The organism is Streptomyces sp. NPDC110618, assembly GCF_055657065.1.
On record NZ_JBVKBN010000012.1, the window covers coordinates 138,689 to 162,928 of the forward strand.

The 24,240-nt window shown below is 69.3% G+C and carries 22 protein-coding genes; 4 read left to right on the top strand and 18 right to left on the bottom strand.

The window, feature by feature from the left end:
• Positions 1 to 136: 136 nt before the first annotated feature.
• From ACZ7L7_RS21590 to ACZ7L7_RS21615, 6 genes are all read right to left on the bottom strand, one after another.
• On the bottom strand, positions 137 to 1,144 hold the full coding sequence (locus tag ACZ7L7_RS21590) for a helix-turn-helix transcriptional regulator (protein ID WP_472076829.1): 1,008 nt from the start codon (positions 1,142 to 1,144) through the stop codon (positions 137 to 139).
• Positions 1,145 to 1,162: 18 nt separating this feature from the next.
• Complete coding sequence (locus tag ACZ7L7_RS21595; protein WP_093722622.1) at positions 1,163 to 2,140, bottom strand: helix-turn-helix transcriptional regulator; 978 nt, start codon at positions 2,138 to 2,140, stop codon at positions 1,163 to 1,165.
• 174 nt (positions 2,141 to 2,314) lie between these two features.
• Positions 2,315 to 2,686 (bottom strand): FKBP-type peptidyl-prolyl cis-trans isomerase, encoded by a 372-nt coding sequence (locus ACZ7L7_RS21600; RefSeq protein ID WP_285511517.1) that lies wholly within the window; start codon positions 2,684 to 2,686, stop codon positions 2,315 to 2,317.
• A gap of 61 nt (positions 2,687 to 2,747) precedes the next feature.
• Positions 2,748 to 3,746, bottom strand: coding sequence for an FKBP-type peptidyl-prolyl cis-trans isomerase (locus tag ACZ7L7_RS21605; RefSeq protein ID WP_453604442.1), 999 nt, complete (start codon positions 3,744 to 3,746; stop codon positions 2,748 to 2,750).
• A 130-nt stretch (positions 3,747 to 3,876) separates the two neighbouring features.
• Positions 3,877 to 5,238, bottom strand: coding sequence for a Pup--protein ligase (pafA, locus tag ACZ7L7_RS21610; protein ID WP_019754142.1), 1,362 nt, complete (start codon positions 5,236 to 5,238; stop codon positions 3,877 to 3,879).
• Between the two features lie 9 nt (positions 5,239 to 5,247).
• A complete protein-coding gene (locus ACZ7L7_RS21615) occupies positions 5,248 to 6,507 on the bottom strand; it encodes an MFS transporter (RefSeq protein ID WP_285511519.1) in 1,260 nt (419 codons plus the stop codon).
• Between the two features lie 107 nt (positions 6,508 to 6,614).
• On the opposite strand from ACZ7L7_RS21615, the gene ACZ7L7_RS21620 reads away from it, so the two are divergent.
• Positions 6,615 to 7,631 carry a LacI family DNA-binding transcriptional regulator gene (locus ACZ7L7_RS21620; protein ID WP_285511520.1) on the top strand — a complete coding sequence of 339 codons (1,017 nt, stop codon included), beginning with the start codon at positions 6,615 to 6,617 and terminating at the stop codon, positions 7,629 to 7,631.
• 63 nt (positions 7,632 to 7,694) lie between these two features.
• Here ACZ7L7_RS21620 and prcA read toward each other — a convergent pair whose 3' ends face one another.
• The 6 genes from prcA to arc all read right to left on the bottom strand — a co-directional run bounded on the left by prcA (position 7,695) and on the right by arc (position 13,882).
• Entirely contained in the window at positions 7,695 to 8,450 is a 756-nt protein-coding gene (prcA, locus tag ACZ7L7_RS21625; protein WP_285511521.1) for a proteasome subunit alpha, read from the bottom strand.
• A 59-nt stretch (positions 8,451 to 8,509) separates the two neighbouring features.
• Entirely contained in the window at positions 8,510 to 9,355 is an 846-nt protein-coding gene (gene prcB / locus ACZ7L7_RS21630) for a proteasome subunit beta (RefSeq protein WP_093722628.1), read from the bottom strand.
• Positions 9,307 to 9,912, bottom strand: a complete 606-nt coding sequence (locus ACZ7L7_RS21635; RefSeq protein WP_285511522.1) for an endonuclease VII domain-containing protein — start codon at positions 9,910 to 9,912, stop codon at positions 9,307 to 9,309. Before ACZ7L7_RS21635 ends, prcB begins: the two co-directional genes overlap by 49 nt.
• A gap of 49 nt (positions 9,913 to 9,961) precedes the next feature.
• Positions 9,962 to 10,180: a ubiquitin-like protein Pup gene (locus ACZ7L7_RS21640; protein ID WP_285511523.1), complete on the bottom strand. Its 219-nt coding sequence runs from the start codon at positions 10,178 to 10,180 to the stop codon at positions 9,962 to 9,964.
• A gap of 189 nt (positions 10,181 to 10,369) precedes the next feature.
• A complete protein-coding gene (gene dop, locus ACZ7L7_RS21645; protein WP_352230197.1) occupies positions 10,370 to 11,881 on the bottom strand; it encodes a depupylase/deamidase Dop in 1,512 nt (503 codons plus the stop codon).
• Between the two features lie 234 nt (positions 11,882 to 12,115).
• Positions 12,116 to 13,882 carry a proteasome ATPase gene (gene arc / locus ACZ7L7_RS21650; protein ID WP_285511524.1) on the bottom strand — a complete coding sequence of 589 codons (1,767 nt, stop codon included), beginning with the start codon at positions 13,880 to 13,882 and terminating at the stop codon, positions 12,116 to 12,118.
• Between the two features lie 427 nt (positions 13,883 to 14,309).
• Between arc and ACZ7L7_RS21655 the strand changes: the two genes are divergently transcribed.
• On the top strand, positions 14,310 to 14,612 hold the full coding sequence (locus ACZ7L7_RS21655) for a ferredoxin (protein ID WP_285511525.1): 303 nt from the start codon (positions 14,310 to 14,312) through the stop codon (positions 14,610 to 14,612).
• 21 nt (positions 14,613 to 14,633) lie between these two features.
• On the opposite strand, the gene ACZ7L7_RS21660 is transcribed toward ACZ7L7_RS21655, so the two are convergent.
• The 3 genes from ACZ7L7_RS21660 to ACZ7L7_RS21670 form a co-directional block, all read right to left on the bottom strand.
• On the bottom strand, positions 14,634 to 15,209 hold the full coding sequence (locus ACZ7L7_RS21660) for a hypothetical protein (protein WP_285511526.1): 576 nt from the start codon (positions 15,207 to 15,209) through the stop codon (positions 14,634 to 14,636).
• 214 nt (positions 15,210 to 15,423) lie between these two features.
• The gene (locus ACZ7L7_RS21665) at positions 15,424 to 16,326 is read right to left on the bottom strand and encodes a tRNA (adenine-N1)-methyltransferase (protein WP_109500002.1); all 903 of its coding nucleotides are present in this window, start codon (positions 16,324 to 16,326) and stop codon (positions 15,424 to 15,426) included.
• Positions 16,327 to 16,388: 62 nt separating this feature from the next.
• Positions 16,389 to 17,840 carry a site-2 protease family protein gene (locus ACZ7L7_RS21670; protein WP_472076834.1) on the bottom strand — a complete coding sequence of 484 codons (1,452 nt, stop codon included), beginning with the start codon at positions 17,838 to 17,840 and terminating at the stop codon, positions 16,389 to 16,391.
• A 156-nt stretch (positions 17,841 to 17,996) separates the two neighbouring features.
• On the opposite strand from ACZ7L7_RS21670, the gene ACZ7L7_RS21675 reads away from it, so the two are divergent.
• Together ACZ7L7_RS21675 and ACZ7L7_RS21680 are read left to right on the top strand one after the other, a co-directional pair.
• Complete coding sequence (locus ACZ7L7_RS21675) at positions 17,997 to 18,947, top strand: RecB family exonuclease (protein WP_285511529.1); 951 nt, start codon at positions 17,997 to 17,999, stop codon at positions 18,945 to 18,947.
• Between the two features lie 14 nt (positions 18,948 to 18,961).
• Positions 18,962 to 19,633: a response regulator gene (locus tag ACZ7L7_RS21680; RefSeq protein WP_285511530.1), complete on the top strand. Its 672-nt coding sequence runs from the start codon at positions 18,962 to 18,964 to the stop codon at positions 19,631 to 19,633.
• A gap of 74 nt (positions 19,634 to 19,707) precedes the next feature.
• On the opposite strand, the gene ACZ7L7_RS21685 is transcribed toward ACZ7L7_RS21680, so the two are convergent.
• From ACZ7L7_RS21685 to ACZ7L7_RS21695, 3 genes are all read right to left on the bottom strand, one after another.
• Positions 19,708 to 21,300, bottom strand: coding sequence for an ABC transporter substrate-binding protein (locus ACZ7L7_RS21685; RefSeq protein WP_285511531.1), 1,593 nt, complete (start codon positions 21,298 to 21,300; stop codon positions 19,708 to 19,710).
• Positions 21,301 to 21,371: 71 nt separating this feature from the next.
• Entirely contained in the window at positions 21,372 to 22,976 is a 1,605-nt protein-coding gene (locus ACZ7L7_RS21690; protein ID WP_453604451.1) for an ABC transporter substrate-binding protein, read from the bottom strand.
• Between the two features lie 440 nt (positions 22,977 to 23,416).
• The gene (locus ACZ7L7_RS21695; RefSeq protein WP_285511533.1) at positions 23,417 to 24,118 is read right to left on the bottom strand and encodes an HAD family hydrolase; all 702 of its coding nucleotides are present in this window, start codon (positions 24,116 to 24,118) and stop codon (positions 23,417 to 23,419) included.
• Positions 24,119 to 24,240 lie beyond the last annotated feature (122 nt).

Here is a 24,240-nt window from a genome sequence, read left to right on the forward strand (position 1 = left end):
CGCTTCGCAGACCTCGACCCTGCTCAGCCTTTCGGGCCCGCACTCGCGCGCGCTCTGCGGACCGGCGCGCCCCTCGGCTCACTCCCGGGTCAACGCCCTTCGGTCCCGCTCCCGGTCCGTGCCCCGCAGCCACGGCTCACGCCCCGTCGGCGTCCCGCGCCTCGATCCCGTCGTAGGCGGCGAGCGCCTCGCGGGCCGCCCTGCGGGCGCTCTCGGCCAGCTCGGGTGGCGCGACGATACGTCCGTCGCGGCCGAGCCGGAGCGCGAGCCGCCGCAGGGACGCCGGGTCCGGCGTCCGCAGAGTGATACGCAGCCCGCCGTCGGGAAGCTCATCCGCACTGTCGTGCGGGTAGTACTCGGCGACCCAGCGCCCGCCGGGACCGACCTCGATGATCACCTCGGGGTCCTCGGCGGCAGGCTGCACCAGGCCCTCGGACAGGTCCCGCAGCTCGATCTCCGGCGGCGCGGCCGGCTCGTCGAGGATCTTGATCTCGGCGACCCGGTCCAGCCGGAAGGTCCGGCGCGCCTCGGAGCGACGGCACCAGGCCTCGACGTAGGTGTGGCCGACGCTGACCAGGCGGATGGGGTCGATCTCGCGCTCGGTGACCTCGTCGCGGGCCGGGGAGTAGTAGCGGATCCACAGCCGGCGCCGCTCGGAGATCGCACGGTCGACATCGGCGAAGACGCCGCCCTCCGATTCGAAGGTCACCGACAGCCGGGAGCTGGCCCCGGCGGCCTCACCGGCCGCGGCCTCCACCTTGGCGGTGGCCCGCAGCAGGGCCTGCCGGTCGCTCTCGCGCAGTCCGGGCAGCGTGGACACCGCGCGGGCGGCCACCAGCAGCGCCGTGGCCTCGTCGGAGGCCAGCCGCAGCGGCTCGGCCGCCTCCGCGGCCAGCGCGGCCGGGTTGTGCCACCAGATCCGCTCGCCGTCGGTGTCGATGTCCAGCAGGTCGCCGCCGCGGAAGCTGGTGCCGCACATGGGCAGCACATCGAGGTCCGAGACCAGCTCGTCCTCGGTGACGCCGAAGGCGCGCGCGACGTCCTCGATCCGGGCGCCGGGGCGCTCCCTGAGGTAGGTCACCAGGGAGAGCATCCGCCGGGTCTGGTCGATGGCGTTCGTGGGCCTGACCGGTTTGCCTGCCACTGTTCCGTCCGCTCCCCCTCAGCCCTTGGCCACGGCACGCAGCCGGTCCATCACATCGGCCCGCAGCTCGGCGGGCTCCAGCACCACCACGTCCGGCCCGAACTCCACCAGCCAGGCGTCCAGGCCGTGGCCGTACGGAATCTCCAACTCGTCCCAGCCGTCACCAAGTTCCCGGACCCGGGTGGCTTTCGCCCGCAAGGGGTACCCGGCGTCCGAGCGCAGCCGGATCAGCGCGGAGCGGTCGGCGGTCTCCCCCGCCCAGCCCGCGACGGTCTCCCGCACGGTGACGACATCGGGCACCGGGGCGGTGAACTTCCCGCCGCGGGAGCGGACCTTGCCGGTGATCCGGGAGAGCCGGAAGACCCGCTCGGCGCCCCGGTCACGGTCGAAGCCCGCCAGGTACCAGTGGCCGCGCCAGCACTCCAGCGCCCACGGCTCGACATGCCGGGGCTCGGGGTGCGCGGCGGTGGCCTTGCGGTAGTCGAAGACGACGGGCCGGCGGTCCCGGCAGGCCAGCATCAGCGGCTCGAACGCGGCCTCGTGGACGGGGATGCGCGGCTCCAGCGCGCCGTGCGCCTCGTAGGGGTCGACCTCCTCGGGCAGCCCGGCCGCGCGCAGCTTCTGCAGGGCGCCGCTGGCGGCACCGGCGAGCCTGGCCTGCTGCCAGACCTTGGCGGCCAGCCCGAGCGCGGCGGCCTCCTCGGCGTCCAGGGTGATCGGGGGCAGCCGGTTGCTGTCGCGGCGCGCGAGATAGCCGACCTCGCCGTCGAGGCTCTCCACGGTCTCGATGACCAGGCCCAGCTCGCGCAGGTCGTCCTTGTCCCGCTCGAACATGCGGTTGAAGGAGTCGTCGCTCCCCGTCGACCCGTTGCCCGGTCCGAAGGCCTCGACGTACGCCTCGATGGAGTCACGCAGCTCGCGCTTGCTCAGCGGCCGCCGCGTCCCGAGCAGACACAGCGCCAGATTCATGAGCCGCTCGGCCTTGGCAATGGCCATCGACGCCCTTCGCCTTCCCTATGGTGCTTACGACCGATGACCGTACCGCCCCCGGGTCACGCGGCAAAAGCCGAGGGCCCATGCCCGGACAGGCATGGGCCCCAGGTGATCGAGTCCGGTCGTACGACGATCGGATCCCGAGTGATCAAACGCCAAGTGATCGGCGGCGAACGATCAGACGCCGAGCAGGTCGACGACGAAGATCAGCGTCTCGCCCGGCTGGATCGCCGGCGTCGGGCTCTGGTTGCCGTAGGCGAGGTGGGCCGGGATGGTCAGCTGGCGGCGGCCGCCGACCTTCATGCCCTGCACGCCCTGGTCCCAGCCCTTGATGACACGGCCGGCGCCCAGCGGGAAGCGGAACGGGGTGCCGCGGTTCCAGCTGGCGTCGAACTCCTCGCCGGTGCTGAAGGCGACACCGACGTAGTGCACCGTGACGGTCTGGCCCGCCTCGGCCACCGCTCCGTCGCCCTCCCAGATGTCCTTGATCTCCAGGTCCGCCGGCGGCTCGCCGCCCGGGAAGTCGATCTCGGGCTTGTCGATGCTCACGTGTTCAGCTCCATGCTTGTGGTGGAAAGGCAACGATCACAGTCTCGCATCCCGCGCGGGGTCACATCTTCGCCAGGATGTCGACCGAGAAGACCAGCGTGGAGTCCTTCTTGATCTCGCTGCCCTGCGGGGGGTTGTCGCCGTAGCCGAGCTTCGGCGGGATGACGATGAGTACCCGGCTGCCCACCTTCTTGCCGGTCAAACCCTGCGCCCAGCCCTTGACGACCTGCGTCAGCCCGAACGAGGCGAGCTGCTTGTTGGCGTACGTGGAGTCGAACTCCTTGCCGCCGTCCCACAGCACGCCCTTGTACTGCACCAGCACGCTGTCCTGGGCGCCGACCTCCGGGCCGTCACCCTCCAGGATGTAGTTCGCCACCAGCTTCGTCGGCGCGTCGGTGTCCGGGACCTCGATGGAGGGCGCCTTGCCGTCGGTGTTCGTACCGACCTTCGGCAGGTCCGCGTTGTCCTGGGCGGCCTCGGTGCCCTTGGCGGAGCTCTTGGTGTTGAACGTGCCCTGCACATCCACCACGAACACCAGCGTGTCGGTGCCCTTGATGCCCGCCTGGCTGTTGCCCTCGGTGCCGTAGCCCCAGGTCGGAGGGACGGCCATCAGCACGCGGCTGCCGACCTTCTTGCCCGGCAGCGCGTAACGCCAGCCGTCGATGATGCTGCCCTGGGCGAGCTGGATGACCAGCGGCGTCTTGCGGTCGTAGGAGTTGTCGAAGACCTTCGCCGTGGCCCAGATCTGACCCAGGTAGTTGGCCTGGACGTAGTCGTTCTCCGCGATCGTGGCGCCGTTGCCCGCGATCACCGTCTGCACAGCGAGATCCTTCGACGGCTCCCCGTCGCCCTTGGCCACGGTCGGCTTCTCGTCGAACTTCACACCCGCGGTGATCTTGGGCAGCGGCCCGTCCACGATCTTCGGCGACGGGGCCGCCTCGGGGGCCGAGGGCGACGGGGTTTCGGCGGACTCGGCCGAATCGCTTCCGTCGTCGTCGCCGCACGCGGCGAGCGTGGCCAGTCCGGCGGGAACGGCAATGAGCAGTGAGCGTCGGCGCACGGTGGGGGCCTCGTAATCAATCGATCTTGTCTGATGGCGTGCGCGCAACTCTACGGCGTGAGAAGAGCGCCGTACGGTAAACGTACGGCGCCCGTGTTGCGTTCCGGGCCCATGGGCCGGAACTCGACTCTCACATACCGGCGATCAGCTTCTCCACCCGGTCGTCCACCGAACGGAACGGGTCCTTGCACAACACCGTGCGCTGTGCCTGGTCGTTCAGCTTCAGGTGGACCCAGTCCACCGTGAAGTCCCGCCGCTGCTCCTGGGCCCTGCGGATGAAGTCGCCGCGCAGTCGGGCCCGAGTGGTCTGCGGCGGAACGGACTTGCCCTCGAAGATCTTCAAGTCATTGCAGATCCGCGCCGCTTGACCCTTCTTCTCCAGCAAGTAGTACAGACCACGACGACGGTGGATGTCGTGGTAGGCGAGGTCTATCTGCGCCACCCGCGGATGCGACATCGTCATGTTGTGCTTGGCCCGGTACCGCTCGATGAGCTTGTACTTCATCACCCAGTCGATCTCGGTGCCGATACGGTCCAGGTCCTCGGACTCGATCGCGTCCAGCGTGCGGCCCCACAGCTCCAGCACCTGCTCCACCGTGCCGGTGCGGATACCGCGCCGCTCGCAGAAGTCCACGGCCTTCTCGTAGTACTCCCGCTGCACCTCCAGCGCGGAAGCCTCCCGGCCGCTGGCCAGGCGCACCTTGCGCCGCCCGGTGATGTCGTGGCTGACCTCGCGGATCGCCCGGATCGGGTTCTCCAGCGTCAGGTCCCGCATCACCGTGCCCGCCTCGATCATCCGCAGCACCAGGTCGGTCGCACCGACCTTCAGCAGCATGGTCGTCTCCGACATGTTGGAGTCGCCCACGATGACATGCAGTCGGCGGTAGCGCTCGGCGTCCGCGTGCGGTTCGTCACGGGTGTTGATGATGGGCCGGGAACGCGTCGTCGCCGACGAGACGCCCTCCCAGATGTGCTCCGCCCGCTGGCTCACGCAGTACACCGCCCCGCGCGGGGTCTGCAGCACCTTGCCCGCGCCGCACAGCAGCTGACGCGTGACGAGGAACGGGATCAGGATGTCCGCGAGCCGGGAGAACTCCCCGTGCCGCGCCACCAGATAGTTCTCGTGGCAACCGTAGGAGTTGCCCGCCGAGTCGGTGTTGTTCTTGAAGAGGTAGACGTCGCCCGCGATTCCCTCCTCGTGCAGGCGTCGTTCGGCGTCGACCAGTAGCCCTTCCAGAATGCGCTCGCCTGCCTTGTCGTGCGTGACCAGTTCGATCACGTTGTCACATTCGGGTGTCGCGTATTCCGGATGTGACCCCACGTCGAGATACAGGCGGGCGCCGTTCCGCAGAAAGACATTGCTGCTGCGGCCCCATGACACGACACGGCGGAAGAGGTACCGCGCCACCTCGTCAGGCGACAGACGGCGCTGTCCCCTGAACGTGCACGTGACGCCGTACTCGTTCTCCAGCCCGAAAATGCGGCGGTCCATGACTGAACATTACGCCCGATCCCCCGAGCTGAAACGGGGTTCGACAGCACGGTTTGGATCATTTTCCGATGAAGCCGCAACCACCGCTTGCTGCACGGACGCCGCCAATACCCTCCGCGTGGCCAGCAAAACCAGCAGCGACACACCTCCCGCCGCCCCCGGAACGGCGAAGCCCCACAGCGCCCCGCCGTTCTCCACGACCGGACCCGCGAGTCCCGTGCCCACCGACGCGCCGACCGTGAACGTCGTCACCAACCACGAGAACGCCTCCGTCACCGTCCCGCGCGGGGCATGCCGGTCCACGAGCACAAACGCACAAGCGATACAGGGCGCCAGGAACACACCCGCCAGCACCATCAGCGCCACCATCGCCACTACACCCGGCATCAGCATCAGCGGCAGATAACACACCGCCAGAAGCGCCACCAGCACCGTCAGTCGCCGCGCCGGCTCCCCCGACCACCGCCGCGCCCCGTACACCGTGCCCCCGACCAGCGCGCCCAGACCGATCCCCGCCATCAGCCAGCCGTACACCGCATCACCACCGTGGTCGTCCGCGTACGGCACCGACGCCACCGTGATGGAACCCAGCGCCACCCCCACGAACAGGAACGCCGCCAGCAGCGCCAGCAGCCCCGGCGAACGCAGCGCGCCCAGCCAGTGCGCCTCCCGGGGCGCCGAACGCCACGCGCGCGACGGCGGCGACAGCACCACCGACAGCGCGCCGAGCACGCCTATGAGGTTCAGAACCAGCAGCGCCGCCTGCGCCGACCACAGCGAGGTGCACAGCGTCACCAGCAACGGCCCGACCGTGAACATCACTTCCTGCGCCACGGCGTCCATCGCGTACGCCGTGTGCACCTGGCCCTCCCGGCCCAGCACCGACGGCCACAGCGCCCGCAGCCCGCCCTCCAGCGGCGGCGTGAACAGCCCGGCCACCGCCACGGCCGCATACGCGAGCACCAGCGGCCCGATACCGGTCACCGCGAAGACGGCCATCGCCAGCGCCGACACCACCGCCGCGGGCAACTGCACCCGCGGCTGCCCGTGCAGATCCACCAGCCGCCCCAGCAGCGGCTGCCCCGCCGCGTTCGCCACCCCGTACACCGCCGCCAGCGCGCCCGCGAGGCTGTACGTGCCGCCCTCCGCGCGCACGAACAGCACGATCGCGATGGCGGCCGTGGCGTTCGGCAGCCGTCCCACCAGCGTTCCGGCGAGCAGCCGAGCGGCATGCCTCGCCCTGAGGATCTCCAGGTATCCCGCGGCCATGTCCGCCATCTCCTCGCCGTGACGCCTTAGGTTTTACGTATAACTTCCTCCGTCATACGTACCATGTGCGCTGTTCAGGCGTCCACAGGAAAGCGCAGGCACCCACGGTGGCCCGAGGCAGCACCCGCCCCACCAGCCGGGACGTCGCCCAGGCCGCAGGCGTCTCCCAGGCCGCGGTCTCCCTCGTCCTCGGCGACAAATGGCGCGGCCGCGTCAGCGCCGCCACCGCCGAACGCGTCCGCGAAGCCGCCCGCGAACTCGGCTACCGCCCCAACCTCGCCGCCCGCAACCTCCGCCTCGGCCGCACCCGCACCGTCCTCCTCGTCGTCCCCGCCCTCACCACCGAATTCTTCGCCGGCGTCTACACCGGCGCCGCCCGAGTCGCCGCCACCCACGGCTTCGGCGTCGTCCTCTACCCCTCCCCCGAAGGCATCGGCCCCGCCCGCGACCCCTTCGCCTCCGCCCAGGCCGCCCTCGACGGCGTCATCGCCTCCTCCATGGCCGCCGACGCCCTCAGCGCCATCCGCGGCGACCAACTCCCCCTCGTCATGCTCGACAGCGACCCCACAGGCAGCCTCGGCGCCGCCACCGTCAACCTCGACATCACCGACGGCATCCAGCAGGTCACCGACCACCTCCTCGGCCTCGGCCACCGCCGCTTCCTGCACCTCGCCGCCGACGTCCCCTCCTGGACCTTCGACGTACGCGCCCGCGAACTGCGCACCCGCCTCGCCGCCACCCCCGGCACCACCCTGACCACCGCACACGCCCCGATCTCCATCGAAGGCGCCCAGCACGCCGCCGAAACCGCCCTCTCCGCCCCCGGACCCCGCCCCACCGCCCTCATCTGCGACGACGACAAACTCGCCGCCGGCGCCTACAAAGCCGCCCGCCGCCTCGGCCTGACCGTCCCCGACGACCTCTCCGTCACCGGCTTCGACGACCTCGCCCTCGCCACTGCCATCGACCCCGAACTCACCACCGTCCGCCTCGACGCCGAACTCTTCGGCGAACGCGGCATGCAAGCCCTCCTCGCCGTCCTGGACGGCCGTGAGCCCGAAGCAGGGGACATTCCCGTCGAACTCGTCGTACGGGCCTCCACAGCGCCCCCCAGAGCCTCCTGAACACACCTGTGCCCCGACCGGAACACCGGCCGGGGCACAACAAAGGCGAAAACGCGGTACGGACTACTCCTCGCCGCTCTCCTCGCCACCCTCGGCGCTCTCCGCCTCGGTGGCCGCACCGTCCTCCGCCAGCAGACGATCCAGCTGACGGCCCACAATCCGCTTGAACTTCCGCTTCTGCGGACGCGTCCGGTCCAGCACCGCTACCTCAAGCCGCTCCGCCGGAATCTCCCGCTGCGAACCGTTCGACTCCCGCGACAGCGACTGCACCGCCAGCTTCAACGCCTCCGCCAGACTCATCCCGTCCTGATGGCGCTGATCCAGATAGTTACTGATCAACTCGGCGTTACCACCCACCGCCACCGAACCGTGCTCGTCCACGATCGAACCGTCGTGCGGCAGCCGGTAGATCTGGTCACCCTCCGGAGTCTCACCCACCTCCGCGACCACCAGCTCCACCTCGTACGGCTTCTCGGCCGCCGAGGAGAAGATCGTGCCCAGCGTCTGGGCGTACACATTCGCCAGACCGCGCGCCGTCACATCGTCACGGTCATAGGTGTAACCACGCAGATCCGCGTACCGGACGCCGCCGATGCGCAGATTCTCGTACTCGTTGTACTTGCCGGCGGCCGCGAAGCCGATCCGGTCGTAGATCTCACTGAACTTGTGCAGCGCACGGGACGGGTTCTCACCGACGAACACAATGCCGTCGGCGTACTGGAGCACCACCAGACTGCGACCACGGGCGATGCCCTTGCGGGCGTACTCCGCCCGGTCGGCCATGGCCTGCTGCGGGGAGACATAGAACGGCGTCGACACCGGTTATCCGTCCCTTTCTGTGGAAGTCACTGCGATCACCTTGCAACAACCAGCTCCGGCTAGAGCAGCGCGGCCCGCGGGCCGTCCGGCTGCTCCAGACGCCGCTCCAGGATCGAGCGGGCGATCTCGGAGGACTCGTCGTCCGTCAGCCGACGGAAACCGTCCTCGGTGATCACGGTGACAATCGGGTAGATCCGGCGGGCGACATCGGGACCACCGGTCGCCGAGTCGTCGTCAGCCGCGTCGTACAGGGCCTGCACCACCAGCGTGGTCGCCTGGTCCTCGGTCAGATCGTCACGGAACAGCTTCTTCATCGCACCGCGCGCGAAGATCGAACCCGAGCCCGTCGCGGCGTAGCCCTGCTCCTCGCTACGGCCACCCGTCACGTCGTAGGAGAAGATCCGGCCCTTCTCCCGGTCCAGGTCGTACCCCGCGAACAGCGGCACCACGGCAAGACCCTGCATCGCCATGCCCAGATTCGACCGGATCATGGTCGACAGGCGGTTCGCCTTGCCCTCCAGCGACAGCTGCGCGCCCTCCACCTTCTCGAAGTGCTCCAGCTCCAGCTGGAACAGCTTCACCATCTCCACCGCCAGACCGGCCGTGCCTGCGATACCGACGGCCGAGTACTCGTCGGCCGGGAACACCTTCTCGATGTCCCGCTGCGCGATCACATTGCCCATGGTGGCCCGCCGGTCACCGGCGAGCACCACGCCCCCGGGGAACGTCACCGCCACGATCGTCGTGCCGTGCGGCGCCTCGATCACACCCTGTGTGGGCGGCAGTTGACGATTCCCCGGCAGCAGCTCCGGCTGGTGCTCGGAGAGGAAGTCCATGAAGGACGAGGACCCTGGCGTCAGGAAGGCAGCTGGTAGACGCCCGGTGCTACGAGTGTTGGCTTCCACGCGATTCCTTCCACGTAAGCAGCAGCCCGCCTCATGACGTCGGGCCGATCCTTGAACTGCCCCAGTGCGGCATTGCAGCTGAAGCACAGTACGCCACGGACCCTACCCGTCTCGTGGCAGTGATCCACATGCTCGGGCACCGCCGCCAAACAGATGCAGCAGACGCCTCCTTGAGAGGCGATCAGCCCGTCCCGCTCGGCCTCGGTGAGGCCGTACTGCCGCTTCAGATGGTCCTGTCTGCCACGGATCGCCCGGCACGCCTTGCAGCGCGTGGACAGCCCGTCCGAGGCGGACGCGTTCCGGTGCCACTCCGAGTGCGGCTTCACCTCGCCGCACGTCCGGCAGAGCTTGTGCCCGGCCGGCACCTCCACCTTCTCCCTGACCGGCTTGCCCATGGCCTCCCGGCGCCGCCGGTAGTGCGTGGCGCTGTACTCCGCCACGCACTGCCGGCAGTACGGCTGGAGGCCATCGCGCCGATTCCTGTCACGTGCGAAGGCGGCAGGAGGCAGCTCCCGTCTGCATTTCCCGCACTCCTTCGCACTCGGCTCGTCCACCACCTCGAACCCCCGCCACTTTCACTTCGAAGGCAAAGCGGCCAAACGACCTCTACTCCCCACCTTTTTGCACGAAGGACCGCACGAAATCCTCGGCGTTCTCCTCGAGTACGTCATCGATTTCGTCCAGCACCGAGTCCACGTCGTCGCTCAGCTTCTCGTGGCGCTCCTTGAGGTCCTCCGATGCCTGGGCCTCGGTGGCCTGCTCCTCGACCTCCTCGGTGGAACGCGTGGCCTTCTGCTGCCCGCCGCCGGTGTCCTTGGTTGCCATAACCCTCACCCCGCTCAGTTCGCCCGACATGGTCGCCTGCTCGGCATTCCTGCCGATCGGTGATGATCAGACCCTACAAGCCGGGTCTGACATCGGCCCCGCACTTTCCTCAACGTGCGGGGGCCACCTCGATGATTCCCGGACGGGGGGTTTTCCACCCTGCCCGGGCTGTCCGGCCCGGGTGCCCGCTCAGCCGCCGGAAAGCACCCTGACCAGGTCTTCCGCGGTCCGACAGCGGTCCAGGAGCTCCTTGACGTGATTTCGCGTTCCGCGAAGCGGTTCGAGGGTTGGAACGCGCTGGAGGGAGTCCCGGCCGGGGAGATCGAAGATCACGGAGTCCCAGGAGGCGGCCGCGACGTCGTCGGCGTACTGCTCCAGGCAGCGGCCGCGGAAGTAGGCGCGGGTGTCCTCCGGGGGCGTCGTACGGGCCCTGTCGACGTCGGCCTCGTCCAGGAGCCGTTTCATGCGTCCGCGGGCCACGAGACGGTTGTAGAGGCCCTTCTCGGCGCGTACGTCGGCGTACTGGAGGTCCACCAGGTGCAGCCGGGCGGCGTCCCAGTCGAGGTCGTCGCGGCGGCGGTAGCCCTCCATGAGTTCGCGCTTGGCGACCCAGTCGAGTTCGCCGGAGAGGCTCATGGGGTCGTTCTCCAGGCGGTTGAGGGTGTCCTCCCACCTGGTCAGGACGTCCTTGGTCTGTTCGTCGGCGTCGGCGCCGAAGCGTTCCTCGACGTATTTGCGGGACAGCTCGTAGTACTCCATCTGGAGCTGTACCGCGGTGAGTGTCCGTCCGCTGCGGAGCGTGACCAGGCGCTTGAGGGACGGGTCGTGGGAGACCTGGTGGAGGGTGCGTACGGGCTGGTCGACGGCGAGGTCGACGGCGATGAAGTTGTCCTCGATCATCGACAGCACGAGCGCCGTGGTGCCGAGTTTGAGGTAGGTGGAGATCTCGGAGAGGTTGGCGTCTCCGATGATCACGTGGAGCCGGCGGTATTTCTCGGCGTCGGCGTGGGGTTCGTCGCGGGTGTTGATGATGGGGCGTTTGAGGGTGGTCTCCAGGCCGACCTCGACCTCGAAGTAGTCGGCGCGCTGGCTGAGCTGGAAGCCGTGTTCGTGGCCGTCCTGGCCGATGCCGACGCGGCCGGCCCCGGCGAAGACCTGGCGGGAGACGAAGAAGGGGGTGAGGTGGCGCACGATGTCGGAGAAGGCGGTTTCCCGCTTCATCAGGTAGTTCTCGTGCGTGCCGTAGGAGGCGCCCTTGTTGTCGGTGTTGTTCTTGTAGAGGTGGATGGGCTGGGCGCCGGGGAGCTGTGCGGCGCGTTCGGCGGCCTCGGCCATGATGCGTTCGCCGGCCTTGTCCCACAGGACGGCGTCGCGGGGGTTGGTGACCTCGGGGGCGCTGTATTCGGGGTGGGCGTGGTCGACGTACAGCCTCGCGCCGTTGGTGAGGATGACGTTGGCCAGGCCGATGTCCTCGTCGGTGAGCTGGCTGGAGTCGGCGGCCTCGCGGGCGAGGTCGAAGCCTCGCGCGTCCCGCAGCGGGTTCTCCTCCTCGAAGTCCCAGCGGGCCCGGCGGGCCCGGTGCATCGCCGCCGCGTAGGCGTTGACGATCTGGGATGAGGTGAGCATGGCATTGGCGTTGGGGTGACCGGGGACGGAGATCCCGTACTCCGTCTCGATGCCCATTACTCGCCGTACGGTCATGCGGCCCTCCTTGCCCGGCGGCGCCCTCGGTCGGGGGCGGCGCTCAAGTACCGCTGGCGCTCCGGTGCGTGTGCGGTGCCCGTCCCCGCACTGCGCGACTCGGCGGTAGGGAAGAGCCTAGAACGCCTTTGCGCTGGTGGGGAGATCATTTGCGTCATTGCGTTGCTCCGGTCGTGGCCGTAAAAACAGTTGGCTGCGGGTACCCGGTGAGGGCACCCGCAGCCGCCCTGCCTTTTACAGGTACTGACCGGTGTTCGCCACCGTGTCGATGGAGCGTCCGGTGTCGGCGCCCTGCTTTCCGGTGATGAGGGTGCGGATGTAGACGATCCGTTCGCCCTTCTTTCCGGAGATGCGGGCCCAGTCGTCGGGGTTGGTGGTGTTGGGGAGGTCCTCGTTCTCCTTGAACTCGTCCACGCAGGCCTGGAGGAGGTGGGAGACGCGGATGCCCTTCTGGTTGTGTTCCAGGAAGTCCTTGATCGCCATCTTCTTGGCGCGGCCGACGATGTTCTCGATCATGGCGCCGGAGTTGAAGTCCTTGAAGTAGAGGACTTCCTTGTCTCCGTTGGCGTAGGTGACTTCCAGGAAGCGGTTTTCCTCGGATTCGGCGTACATCTGCTCGACCGCGGTCTGGATCATGCCCTGGACCGTGGAGGTCTTGTCGCCGCCGTGCTCTCCGACGTCCTCGGGGTGGAGCGGGAGCCGGTCGGTGAGGTACTTGGCGAAGATGTCCTTGGCGGCCTCGGCGTCGGGACGCTCGATCTTGATCTTCACGTCGAGCCGGCCGGGGCGCAGGATGGCGGGGTCGATCATGTCCTCGCGGTTGGAGGCGCCGATGACGACCACGTTCTCCAGGCCTTCCACGCCGTCGATCTCGGCGAGGAGCTGGGGGACGATGGTGTTCTCCACGTCCGAGCTGACGCCGGAGCCGCGGGTGCGGAAGAGGGATTCCATCTCGTCGAAGAAGACAATGACGGGTGTGCCCTCGCTGGCCTTTTCCCGTGCGCGCTGGAAGACGAGGCGGATCTGCCGCTCGGTCTCGCCGACGTACTTGTTGAGGAGCTCGGGGCCCTTGATGTTGAGGAAGAAGCTCTTGCCTGCGGCCTGTCCGGTGACTTCGGCGACCTTTTTGGCCAGCGAGTTGGCGACGGCCTTGGCGATGAGGGTCTTTCCGCATCCGGGGGGCCCGTAGAGCAGGACGCCCTTGGGCGGGCGCAGTTCGTGCTCCTTGAACAGGTCGGGGTAGAGGTAGGGGAGCTCGACTGCGTCGCGGATCATTTCGATCTGGTTGCCCAGGCCGCCGATCTGCTCGTAGCCGATGTCCGGGACCTCTTCGAGGACGAGTTCCTCGACCTCGCTCTTGGGGACGACTTCGTAGACGTAGCCGGAGCGGGGTTCGAGCAGGAGGGCGTCGCCGGGGCGGATGGTGACGTCCAGCAGGGGCTCGGCGAGCCGTACCACCCGTTCTTCGTCGGTGTGCCCGAGCACCAGGGCGCGTTCGCCGTCCTCCAGGATTTCCTTGAGGGTGACGATGTCGCCGACGCGCTCGAATTCCATGGCGTCGACCACGTTGAGCGCTTCGTTGAGCATGACTTCCTGGCCGCGGCGCAGGTCGTCGAGTTCGACGCTGGGGCTGACGTTCACGCGGAGTTTGCGGCCGCCGGTGAAGATGTCGGCGGTGCCGTCCTCGTTCGCCTGGAGGAAGACACCGAAGCCGGCCGGTGGCTGTGCGAGCCGGTCGACTTCTTCCTTGAGGGCCACGATCTGGTCGCGGGCCTCACGGAGCGTGTTCGCGAGTCGCTCGTTCTGGGCGGACACGCCGGCCAGGTTGGTCTGCAGCTCGACGATCCGCTCTTCGAGAATCCTCGTGTGTCGCGGAGAGTCGGCGAGCTTGCGTCGCAGGACGGCGATCTCCTGCTCAAGGTAGGCGATCTGCCCGGCCGGGTCTTCGGACCCTCGTCCCGGGCGGATGCCGCGGTTCATGTCGTCGTCGTGGGCTGCCACGGTCCTCACCTCCTCCAAGGGGAGCTGGACGCTTCCAGACCCTACCTGGGTGGGTGTCGATTGAAACCCCTAGATCACAAAGACTGTCAAGGTGTGTCGTCGGCCACACCTCGCGGCCTTCCGTACGCGGTGTGGATACCCACTCAACGCGTTGGGGAAGCCGCCTGTTCCTGGCCGGAGTGGTCAAACACCGTCGCTTTTGGCCGGAGTTGCCGTTGTCGGCGGGGTGCGGGCGGGTCGGGGTGAGGCGCCGGGGCCGGGGCGTCGGGGGCGTTCGACGGTGACGCTGTGGGTAGGTGCGCCCACGGTGGGTGTTCACGGTCGGGCATTTCTCGGGTCCGGCGGGAGTGCTCGGCGGCCTTGGACGGAGTGCGGGCGGAGGTAGGGTCGAGGAAAGATCGCGCGGTACGGGAGGACGGCAGGAGAGATGGGCGTGCAGGAGGAGACCGCGGTCGGCGGGGCGCTGGAGGTCTGGATCGATCAGGATCTCTGTACCGGCGACGGCATCTGTGCCCAGTACGCGCCGGAGGTGTTCGAGCTGGACATCGACGGGCTCGCCTACGTCAAGAGCGCGGACGACGAGCTGCTGCAGGACAAGGGTGCGGCGACGCCGGTGCCGCTGCCGTTGCTGACCGATGTGGTGGATTCGGCGAAGGAGTGTCCCGGGGAGTGCATTCATGTGCGCCGGGTCGCGGACGGTGTCGAGGTGTACGGGCCGGACGCACCGTGACGTGCCGGGCGCGCGGGGTCGTCAGACGCTGCGTGCCCCGGCGGGGCTGGTGCGCAGGAAGGCGCCGTCCTTCCAGGTCCACTTGGCGTGGTCGGTGATGTCGGGGCAGCACCTGGGTACGTCGTCGGTGGAGTAGCCGAGCAGGGTGGCGGTGACGGTGCCGCGGCTTACCGCGATCTCCTTGGCGGTCTGGCGGTTCTTGGGGTCGACGAGGGTGGCGACGACGCGGGCGGGTTCGGTGCCGGTGCCGCGGGTGAGGACGTAGACGCCGTCGGGCGGGGTGCCCATGGGGGCGTCGCAGTGGACGACGGCGACTGTTTCGGGGTTGCCGTCGCCGTCGAGGTCGCCGGTGGCCTTTTTGACGACGATGGCTTTCACGGGCCCGCATTCGAGGGGGAAGTCGGCGTCCTCGGGGTCGGGTGCGGGTGCGGCGTGCGCGGTCTTGGTCTCGGGGCCCGCTGCCTGGGCTGCGGTGGCGGCGTCGGGTTGCAGGACGGCGGACAGCGCCACGACGCCGGCCACGGCGGTGGCGGTCGCGACCCAGTGGATGGGGCGGGTGTGCGTGTGTGCCAGTTCCGGGACGGCGGGGTGCTGCACGAGGAGTGTCTCCTGTGAGGGCTGTGCCGGTGGGGGTGTGGGGCATCGTGCCACACGTCACACGCGCTGGGAACGGCGGGGGTGTGGGGTTTTGGTGCTGGTGGCGGTGCGGGGGTGGCGGGTTGTCAGCAAAGGGGCGCCGCGGCGGAGTTCTCCGGTGGGGCCGGGAACTTCACCGCGGCGCCTTCGCGTTGGGTGCGGTGGGAGGGTGGCCTCAGCGGCCGGAGCCTCCGTCGGCGTTGGGGCCGGCGTAGTCCTCGCCGTAGGCGCCCTTGGCGGGGCGGCGGCGGCGCATGGGGGGCTCGACTCCGTCGGCGAGGCGGCGGGCGGTGAGCAGGAAGCCGGTGTGGCCGATCATGCGGTGGTCGGGGCGGACGGCGAGGCCCTCGATGTGCCAGTTGCGGATCATCGTCTCCCAGGCGGTCGGCTCGTTGAAGCAGCCGATCTCGCGGATGGACTCGACGGTCCGGGCGAGCTGGGTGGTGGTGGCGACGTAGCAGCACAGGATGCCGCCGGGGACGAGGGCCTTGGAGACGGCCTCCAGGCATTCCCAGGGGGCGAGCATGTCGAGGATGACGCGGTCGACGTCGGTGTCGGAGAGGTTGTCCTGGAGGTCGCCGACGGTGAGCTGCCAGGCGGGGTGGGGGCCGCCGAAGTAGCGCTCGACGTTCTGCTGGGCGATCTCGGCGAAGTCCTCGCGGCGCTCGTAGGAGTGCAGCATGCCCTGGTCGCCGATGGCGCGCAGCAGGAAGCTGCTGAGCGAGCCGGAGCCGACGCCGGCTTCGACGACGCGTGCGCCGGGGAAGATGTCGGCGAAGGCGAGGATCTGCCCCGCGTCCTTGGGGTAGACGACGGCTGCCCCGCGGGGCATGGACAGGACGTAGTCGGGGAGCAGGGGGCGCAGCGCGAGGTAGGCGACGTTACCGGTGGTGCGGACAACGCTGCCCTCGGGTGCGCCGATCAGCTCGTCGTGCGGGAAGGAACCCTTGTGGGTGTGGAAGTTCTTTCCCTCTTCGAGCGTGAACGTGTAGTGGCGGCCCTTGGGGTCGGTCAGCTGAACCTGGTCCCCGACCTTGAAGGGCCCGCGCCTGCGGGCGGCACCGGTCGGTTCGGACATGTGAACAGCCTACCGGGGTTTGCGGGGGCCGCCGACCACGGGTCGGGGGCCGCCCGCGGGGGTCAGGAGGGGCGGGCCATGGCTTTGACGAAGGCTCGTTCCACGTCGGCGGCGGAGAGGACTCCGTAGATTTCGCCGGTGTCCTCGACGACGAGGTATTCGGTGGCGGGGGTGGCGCGCAGGGCGTCGAGGAGTTCTTCGCCGGAGAGTTCGGCGGAGACGCGCATGCCGTCGGTGATGTCCTGGGCGAGGCCGCTGACGGCGACCCAGGGGCGGCGGTGCTCGGGGACGCCGACGATGGCGGCTTCGCGGACGAGGGAGAGGGGGGTGCCGTCGGCGTCGACGACGACGAGGGCGCGGGCGCCTGCGGCGTTGGCGCGGCGCAGGGCCTCGGAGAGGGGGGTGTCGGACTCGACGGGGACGGCGCGTCGGGTGAGGGTGCGGGCGCGTAGTTCGGGGAGGTGTTCGCGCAGGCGTGCCATGCGCAGGCTGTTGCCGGCGCCGGTCCAGATGATGGCGGCGAGGATGGCGGCGAGCAGGGCGTCCATGACGGTGTCCATGCCGACGTTGTCCTCGGCCTCGGCGCCGAGTGCCCCGGACTGGGTGAGCAGCGGGAGTCCGATGAGGACGGAGACGGCGAGGGCGCGGCCGACCCAGGCGGCGGCGACGGTGCCGCTCATGGGCTTGCCGGTGATCTTCCAGACGACGGCGCGGAGCATGCGGCCGCCGTCGAGGGGCAGGCCGGGCAGGAGGTTGAAGGCGGCGACGATGAGGTTGGAGATCATCAGGCCGGCCAGCAGGACGCCGGGGACGGTGCCGGGTTCGACGGCCTGCATGGCGCCGTAGAAGACGCCGGCGAGGATCAGGGAGAGCAGGGGGCCGACGAAGGCGAGGACGAATTCGCGGCCGGGGGTGTCGGACTCCTTCTCGATCTCGGAGACGCCGCCGAAGAACTGCAGCTGGATGCGGCGCACCGGGAGTTTGAAGCGGAGGGCGGCGACGGTGTGGGCGAGTTCGTGGACGAGGACGGAGGCGTAGAAGGCGACGGCGAAGAAGAGGGAGACGAGGTAGCGGGCGGCGCCGAGTTCGGGCAGGACGCGGTCGAGTTGGCCGCCGAAGACCCAGGTGATCAGGGCGGCGACCAGGAACCAGCTGGGGGCGACGTAGACGGGCACGCCGAAGGGGCGGCCCATGAGGAGTCCGCCGCGTGGCTCCGGGGGCCTGGGCGGGCGGTTGGCGCCGGTGGCGGAGTGGGCGTGGGCGCGGTCGCCGGGCTGGGTGGGCAGTGGCCGGGTGGTGGGTTCGTCACTGTCGGTGCGCGGCCGGTCGGCCCGCTCCTCGGCGGCCCGCTCCTCGACGGCCTTCTTCTCGCTGGCCTGCTTCTCGGTGGTGTCCTGCTCGGCGGGGCCTTCGGGCGGTGCCGGTTGTGTGGGCGGGGTGGTTGGTGGTGCGTGGTGCTGGGCCGGCTCCTCGGTGCCGGGCCGCGGCTTCCCGCTCCCGCCGCTCTCGTCCACGGTGTCCCCTCGTTCGAAGCGTCTTCCGCGCCTGCCGGGCGGAAGGGTCTCGGGTCGATGGTATGCGGCCGTGGCCGTGGGTTCCGCCCCGGCACCCCTGTGTTCGCCCACCGCCGACGGGGTGGGGTGTCAGTGCCGGGCCGTAAGGTCGTGGGCATGGAGACGAGCGCGGAGGACGTGGAGCCGTCGGTGACGGCCGAGGGCGTGGCGGCGGGGTCGGTGGAGCGGGCGGCGGGGCTGCCTGTGGTGGCCACGGCCATACCGCCCGCTTCGCTGTCCCCGTCGCGTGCGTCGGACTTCATGCAGTGCCCTTTGCTGTACCGGTTCCGGGTGATCGACCGGCTGCCGGAGAAGCCGAGCGAGGCGGCGACGCGGGGCACGCTGGTGCACGCGGTGCTTGAGCGGCTGTTCGACGCTCCGGCGGCCGAGCGGACGGCGCCGCGCGCGAAGTCGCTGATCCCGGGGCAGTGGGACCGGCTGCGGGAGTCCCGGCCGGAGATCCAGGAGCTGTTCGCCGACGACCCGGAGGGCGAGCGGCTGGCCGGGTGGCTGGCGGAGGCGGAGCGGCTGGTGGAGCGGTGGTTCTCGCTGGAGGACCCGACGCGTCTGGAGCCGGCCGAGCGGGAGCTGTTCGTGGAGGCCGAGCTGGACTCGGGGCTGCGGCTGCGCGGGATCATCGACCGGGTGGATGTGGCGCCGACGGGCGAGGTGCGGATCGTCGACTACAAGACGGGCAAGGCGCCGCGGCCCGAGTACGCCGAGGGCGCGCTGTTCCAGATGAAGTTCTACGCGCTGGTGGTGTGGCGGCTGAAGAACGTGGTGCCGCGCCGCCTGCAGCTGGTCTATCTGGGCAGTGGTGAGGTGCTGACCTACGATCCGGTGCTCGCGGATCTTGAGCGGGTGGAGCGCAAGCTGCTGGCGCTGTGGGAGGCGATCCGCACGGCGACGGAGTCGGGCGACTGGCGGCCGCGGCCGACGAAGCTGTGCGGCTGGTGCGACCACCAGGCGCACTGTCCGGAATTCGGTGGTACTCCCCCGCCGTATCCGCTGCCGGTCAGGGCGCCGGAGCCGGAGGCGGGGGCGCAGGGCAGAATGGGCCCGGACTAGCGAAGGAGACTTACGTGGCCATCCGCGTCCTACTGGTCGACGACCAGCCACTGCTGCGCACCGGCTTCCGGATGATCCTGGAGGCCGAGCAGGACATCGCGGTCGTGGGTGAGGCCGGGGACGGCCTCCAGGCTCTCGACCAGGTGCGTGCCCTGCAGCCCGATGTGGTTCTGATGGACATCCGTATGCCGCGGATGGACGGCGTGGAGGCGACCCGGCAGATCACCGGGCCGGGGCGGGACGGCCCGGCGAAGGTGCTGGTGCTGACCACGTTCGACCTCGACGAGTATGTGGTGGAGGCGCTGAAGGCGGGGGCCAGCGGCTTTCTGCTGAAGGACGCGCCCGCCCATGAGCTGGTGCAGGCGATCCGGGTGGTGGCGGCCGGGGAGGCGATGCTGGCGCCGAGTATCACGCGCAGGCTGCTGGACAAGTACGCCACGCATCTGCCGTCCGGGGAGGAGCCCGTCCCGGACACCCTGCACACGCTCACCGATCGTGAGGTGGAGGTGCTGAAGCTGGTGGCGCGTGGCCTGTCCAACGCGGAGATCGCCGCCGATCTGTTCGTCAGTGAGACCACGGTGAAGACGCATGTGGGGCATGTGCTGACGAAGCTGGGGCTGCGGGACCGGGTGCAGGCGGCGGTGTACGCGTACGAGAGCGGTCTGGTGCGCCCCGGCGCGCAGTAGGGCGTGCGAGCGGGGAAACAGCGGCGCCCGCTTCCCTCCTGGGGGAAGCGGGCGCCGCTGGTGTGCGGGGTGGCTCAGTCGTCGGTCTTGCTGAGCTCCCAGAAGCGGAACACCGTGGAGGCGTCGAGGCAGTACTCCAGGCCGTAGACGCTCTCGCGGATGACGGCGTACTGCTTGGCCTGCCAGATCGGCAGGATGGGCAGTTCGTCGGCGACGATGTCCTGGAGGCGGCCGTAGTCCTGGTCGGTGGCGGTGCGGTCGCTCTGGGCGGCGGTGCGCGGGATCAGGGTGTCGGTGATGGTGTCGTTGCTGTAGTTGTTCGACAGCACGTTGCCCTTGCCGAAGAACGGCGAGGTGAAGTTGTCGGCGTCCGGGTAGTCCGGGACCCAGCCCTTGACGTAGACGCCGTACTTGCCCTTGGCGATGTCCTTCTCGTACTGCTCGAAGTCGACCGACTTCATGTCGGCGTCGAACAGGCCGCTGGCGTTGAGCTGCTCGGCTATGGCCTCCAGCTCCTGGTCGGTGGCCGGGCCGTAGCGGGACGGCGTGGACCACAGGGTCAGCTTCACCTTGCCGGTGATGCCGTCGGCCTGGAGGGCCGCCGCGGCCTTGGCCTTGGAGGGCCGCGAGCCGTAGGTGTCGAAGAAGGCGGTGTTGTGGCCGCCGATGCCCGCGGGGATGATCGAGTACAGCGGGGTCGCGGTGCCCTGGTAGACGTCCTCGACGAGGGCCTCGCGGTCGAGCAGGTAGGCGATGGCCTTGCGGACGCCGAGCTGTCCGGCGACCGGGTGGTCCATGTTGAAGACCAGGTGCTGTACCTCGGCGCCGGTGCCGTCGACGAGTTCGACGCTGCCGCTGCCGCGGTCGTCGGCCTTCTCGGTCTCGGCGATGTCGGCGGCGCTCAGACCGCGGAAGGCGATGTCGATGTCGCCCTTGACCAGCGCGCTCTTCAGGGCGGTGCGGTCGCCGTGGAAGAACTTCATGGTCACGCCGGAGTTCTTGACCTCGGCGGTGCCGTTGTAGTGCTCGTTGACGGTGAAGACGGCCTCGTTCTCACCGAAGGACTCCAGCTTGTACGGGCCGGAGCCGACGGCCTTGCCGTCCTCGCGCAGTCCGTCGGCGTCGTACTGGCGGTGGTCGACGATGGCGCCGGCACCCGAGGCGATCTTGCTCGGGAAGGTGGCGTCCGGGGTGTTCAGCTTGAAGACGACTGTCTTCTCGTCCGGGGTCTCGACCTTCTCCAGGCTCGGGAACATGACGGCCGGGCCGTCGTCGTCGTTGATCTTCAGCATGCGGTCGAAGGAGAACTTGACGTCCTGCGAGGTGAGCGACTCACCGTTGCTGAACTTCAGTCCGTCCTTCAGCGTGCACTTGTAGACCTTGGCCTGGCTGTCGCTGAAGGCGCAGGACTCCGCCGCGTCCGGCTCGGGGTCGGTGCCGCCCTTGGGGAAGGCCAGCAGCGACTGGAAGACGTTGTTGAACAGCAGCCACGACCCGGGGTCGTAGCCGGAGGCCGGGTCGGTGGCGAGGACGTCGTCGGACATCCCCACCACGACGGCCGAGCCGTCGCTCGCGGGATCGCCGCTCTCCGAGCCGCAGCCGGTCAGCAGGCCGGAGGCCAGCCCCGCCACGATGGGCAGGACCGGCCACGGGTTGCGCATGTTCACGTGCAGGTGCCTTGTCGTTCGGGTTCGGTAATCGCGGGACCGCCGTCCGGACGGCCCGGGCACGGGAGACATCAGCCGCTCACGCCACGGCCGAGTTCCCACAGCTGGAGGGTGGAGGAGGAGTTCAGCGCGTACGCCGTACCCGTGATGGTGTCGCGCGCCGCCACGTACTGCTTGCCCTGCCACAGCGGCAGGACGGGCACGTCCTCGGCGACGATGTCCTGGATCTCGCCCAGGCTGCCCACGGCGGACTGCCGGTCGGCCTCGCGCCGGGACTGCGGGATCAGGGAGTTGCGGATCTGGCTGTTGGCGTACGGCGAGCCGAGGAAGTTGTCCTTGTCCAGGAAGGGGGCGACGTAGTTGTCGGCGTCGGGGAAGTCGGGGAACCAGCCCATGCCGTAGACCTCGTACTGGCCCTTCTGCTCGGCGGGGCGGAAGGTGTCCCAGGCGATGCCCTTGGTGGTGACGTCGAACAGGCCACTGTCGTTGAGCTGCTCCTTGAGCACCTCGAACTCCTTCTTGGTGGCCGCGCCGTAGTGGTCGGTGGTGTAGTGCAGGGTCAGCTTCACCGGGGTGCTGATGCCGGCCCTCTCCAGCAGGCTGCGGGCCTTGCCCGCGCTGGGCTCGCCGTACTTGTTGAAGAACGAGTTGGAGTGGCCGGCCAGGCTCGCCGGGACGAGCGAGTACAGCGGCTCGGCCTGGGTGCCGTAGACCTTGGAGACCAGTTCGCTGCGGTTGATGACCTGGGCCATGGCCTGGCGGACGGCCTTGCTCTTGACGGTCGGGTCGTCGGTGTTGAAGCCGAGGTAGCGGATCTCCAGGCCGGACTTCTCGACGAGGTCGACCTCGCTGTCGGCGGCCGTGGACAGGCGCTGGATCTGCTCGGGCGACATGGTGCGGGTCATCAGGTCGATGTCGCCGTCCTCAATTGCCTCGCTCATGGCGTCGGCGTCGGCGAAGGAGCGCAGCTCGACCTTGTCGTTGTTCACCTTGAGGGTCCCCTTGTAGTTGGGGTTCTTGGTGAACACGGCCTTGACGAGCTTGTTGTCGTCGGTCTCGGCGCTGAAGGTGTAGGGGCCGGAGCCGTCGACCTCGAAGCCGTCGCGCAGGTCGTTCTTGGCGTAGTCGTCGGGGTCGACGATGCCGGCGACGGGCGTGGACAGCTTGTAGGGGAAGGTGGCGTCGGCGGTCTTCAGGTGGAAGATCACCTCGCGTTCGCCCTTGGTCTCGACGGTGTCGATGGTGGAGAGGAGGCCGACCACGCCGCTGGGCGCCTCGATGCGCATGGCGCGGTCGATGGAGTACTTCACGTCCTCGGCGGTGACGGCGTCGCCGTTGGCGAAGGTGAGGCCCTCGCGCAGGGTGCAGGCGTAGCGCTCGTTGCCGGCGTCGGTGAACTCGCAGCTCTCGGCGGCCTCGGGGACCGGGTCGCCCTCGCCGCGCGGCTGGATCATCAGGGTCTGCACGGTCTGGCGCAGGATGTTCCAGGTGCCGACGTCGTACGCGGACGCCGGGTCGAGCGGTGCCGGGTCGTCCTCGGTGGTGGAGAACACGTCCGTGGTGCCGACGACGATCGCGTCCCCGCCGGCACCGCCGCCCTCGGATCCGCCGCAGGCAGCGAGAACCGGGGCGAGCAGACCAATGACGGCCGGCAGCACCAAAGACTTGCGGTTCATGGGCGAGTTTCTCCAACGGTCAGTCCGTGTACTCCCCATACATGGGGTGACACGGCGGCTCACGACGACAGGGGGTGAGGGTTCAAGTAGTGAGATTAGTCGTCGTTCGCGAGACCTTTCGCGGGCCCCGGAGCCGGGCCGCCATCACGGAGCGAAACCGGTCGTGGACACACCGAAAAACCGACAGCGGAAGGATTCGTGCACGCTCCCCCCAATCAGGACACAAGGGAGAACGGGCGGGGCCCCAAAGGGGGTGAACAGCACATGGCGTGCGCCCTGTCGAGGTCGCCCGAGGTGGGGAACGTCACATTCAGAACAAGTGGAGAACCAGCGGAATTAGGCGGTCCGCGGGGCCGGAATTCCGGCCGTGCGCCCCGTTCTCGCGGTCCTGACGGAGGGTCGGAATTCCTTGGTTTCGCGGTTGCACGCTCGGTGAGCGGCTAGCGCATTTCCGTCATCAGGCCGTGCAGAAATGTCAGGTTCACTTCTTCCAGGGAGTTCACCACGGTCCTGCGGTGGGCCGGGGCGATGGGGGCGACCGAGGGCACCGCCACCACGTGGCAGCCCGCCGCCTCGGCCGCGGCCACCCCGGTCGCGGTGTCCTCGACGACCGCGCATCTGGCCGGGTCGACGCCGAGTCCGGTGGCCGCGGCCAGATACGGGTCGGGGTGCGGCTTGGTGCGCGGGACCTCGTCGCCGGCCACGGTGAGCGCGAAGTGCTGCGGGCCGAGCGAGGCCAGGACCCGGTCGATGATGCGCCGGTGGGAGGCGGAGACCAGGGCCGTGGGGATCTCGTACTCGGTGAGTTCGGCCAGCAGCCGGCCGGCGCCCGGCATCAGCGGCAGGGCGTCGGCGATGCGCTCCTCGAACCCCTCGTTGAGCAGGATGCTCAGCTCGGGCAGGGTGATGTCGGCGCCGGTGGCCTCGATCAGGAAGCCCGCGCTGCGGCTCATCGGGCCGCCGACCACGACATGGCGCCAGGAGTCGTCGAGGGTGTGGCCGAGCCGGGCGAAGATCTCGACCTCCACGTCCCACCAGAACCCCTCGGTGTCCACGAGGGTGCCGTCCATGTCGAGGAGTACGGCCTGCAGGGCGGAGCCTTCGGCCGAACGGGTTCCGAGCGCGGGGACCGTGGTGGTCATCCTGGCGCACCTCCTTGAGGGACGATCAGGCCGGTTCCCACACGGGGAACCGGCCTGCAGTGGACCGACCAGTGTACGTCGTGCGTCGCCGGGGCGCTCTGTTTATCCGGTGTGGCCCGGGG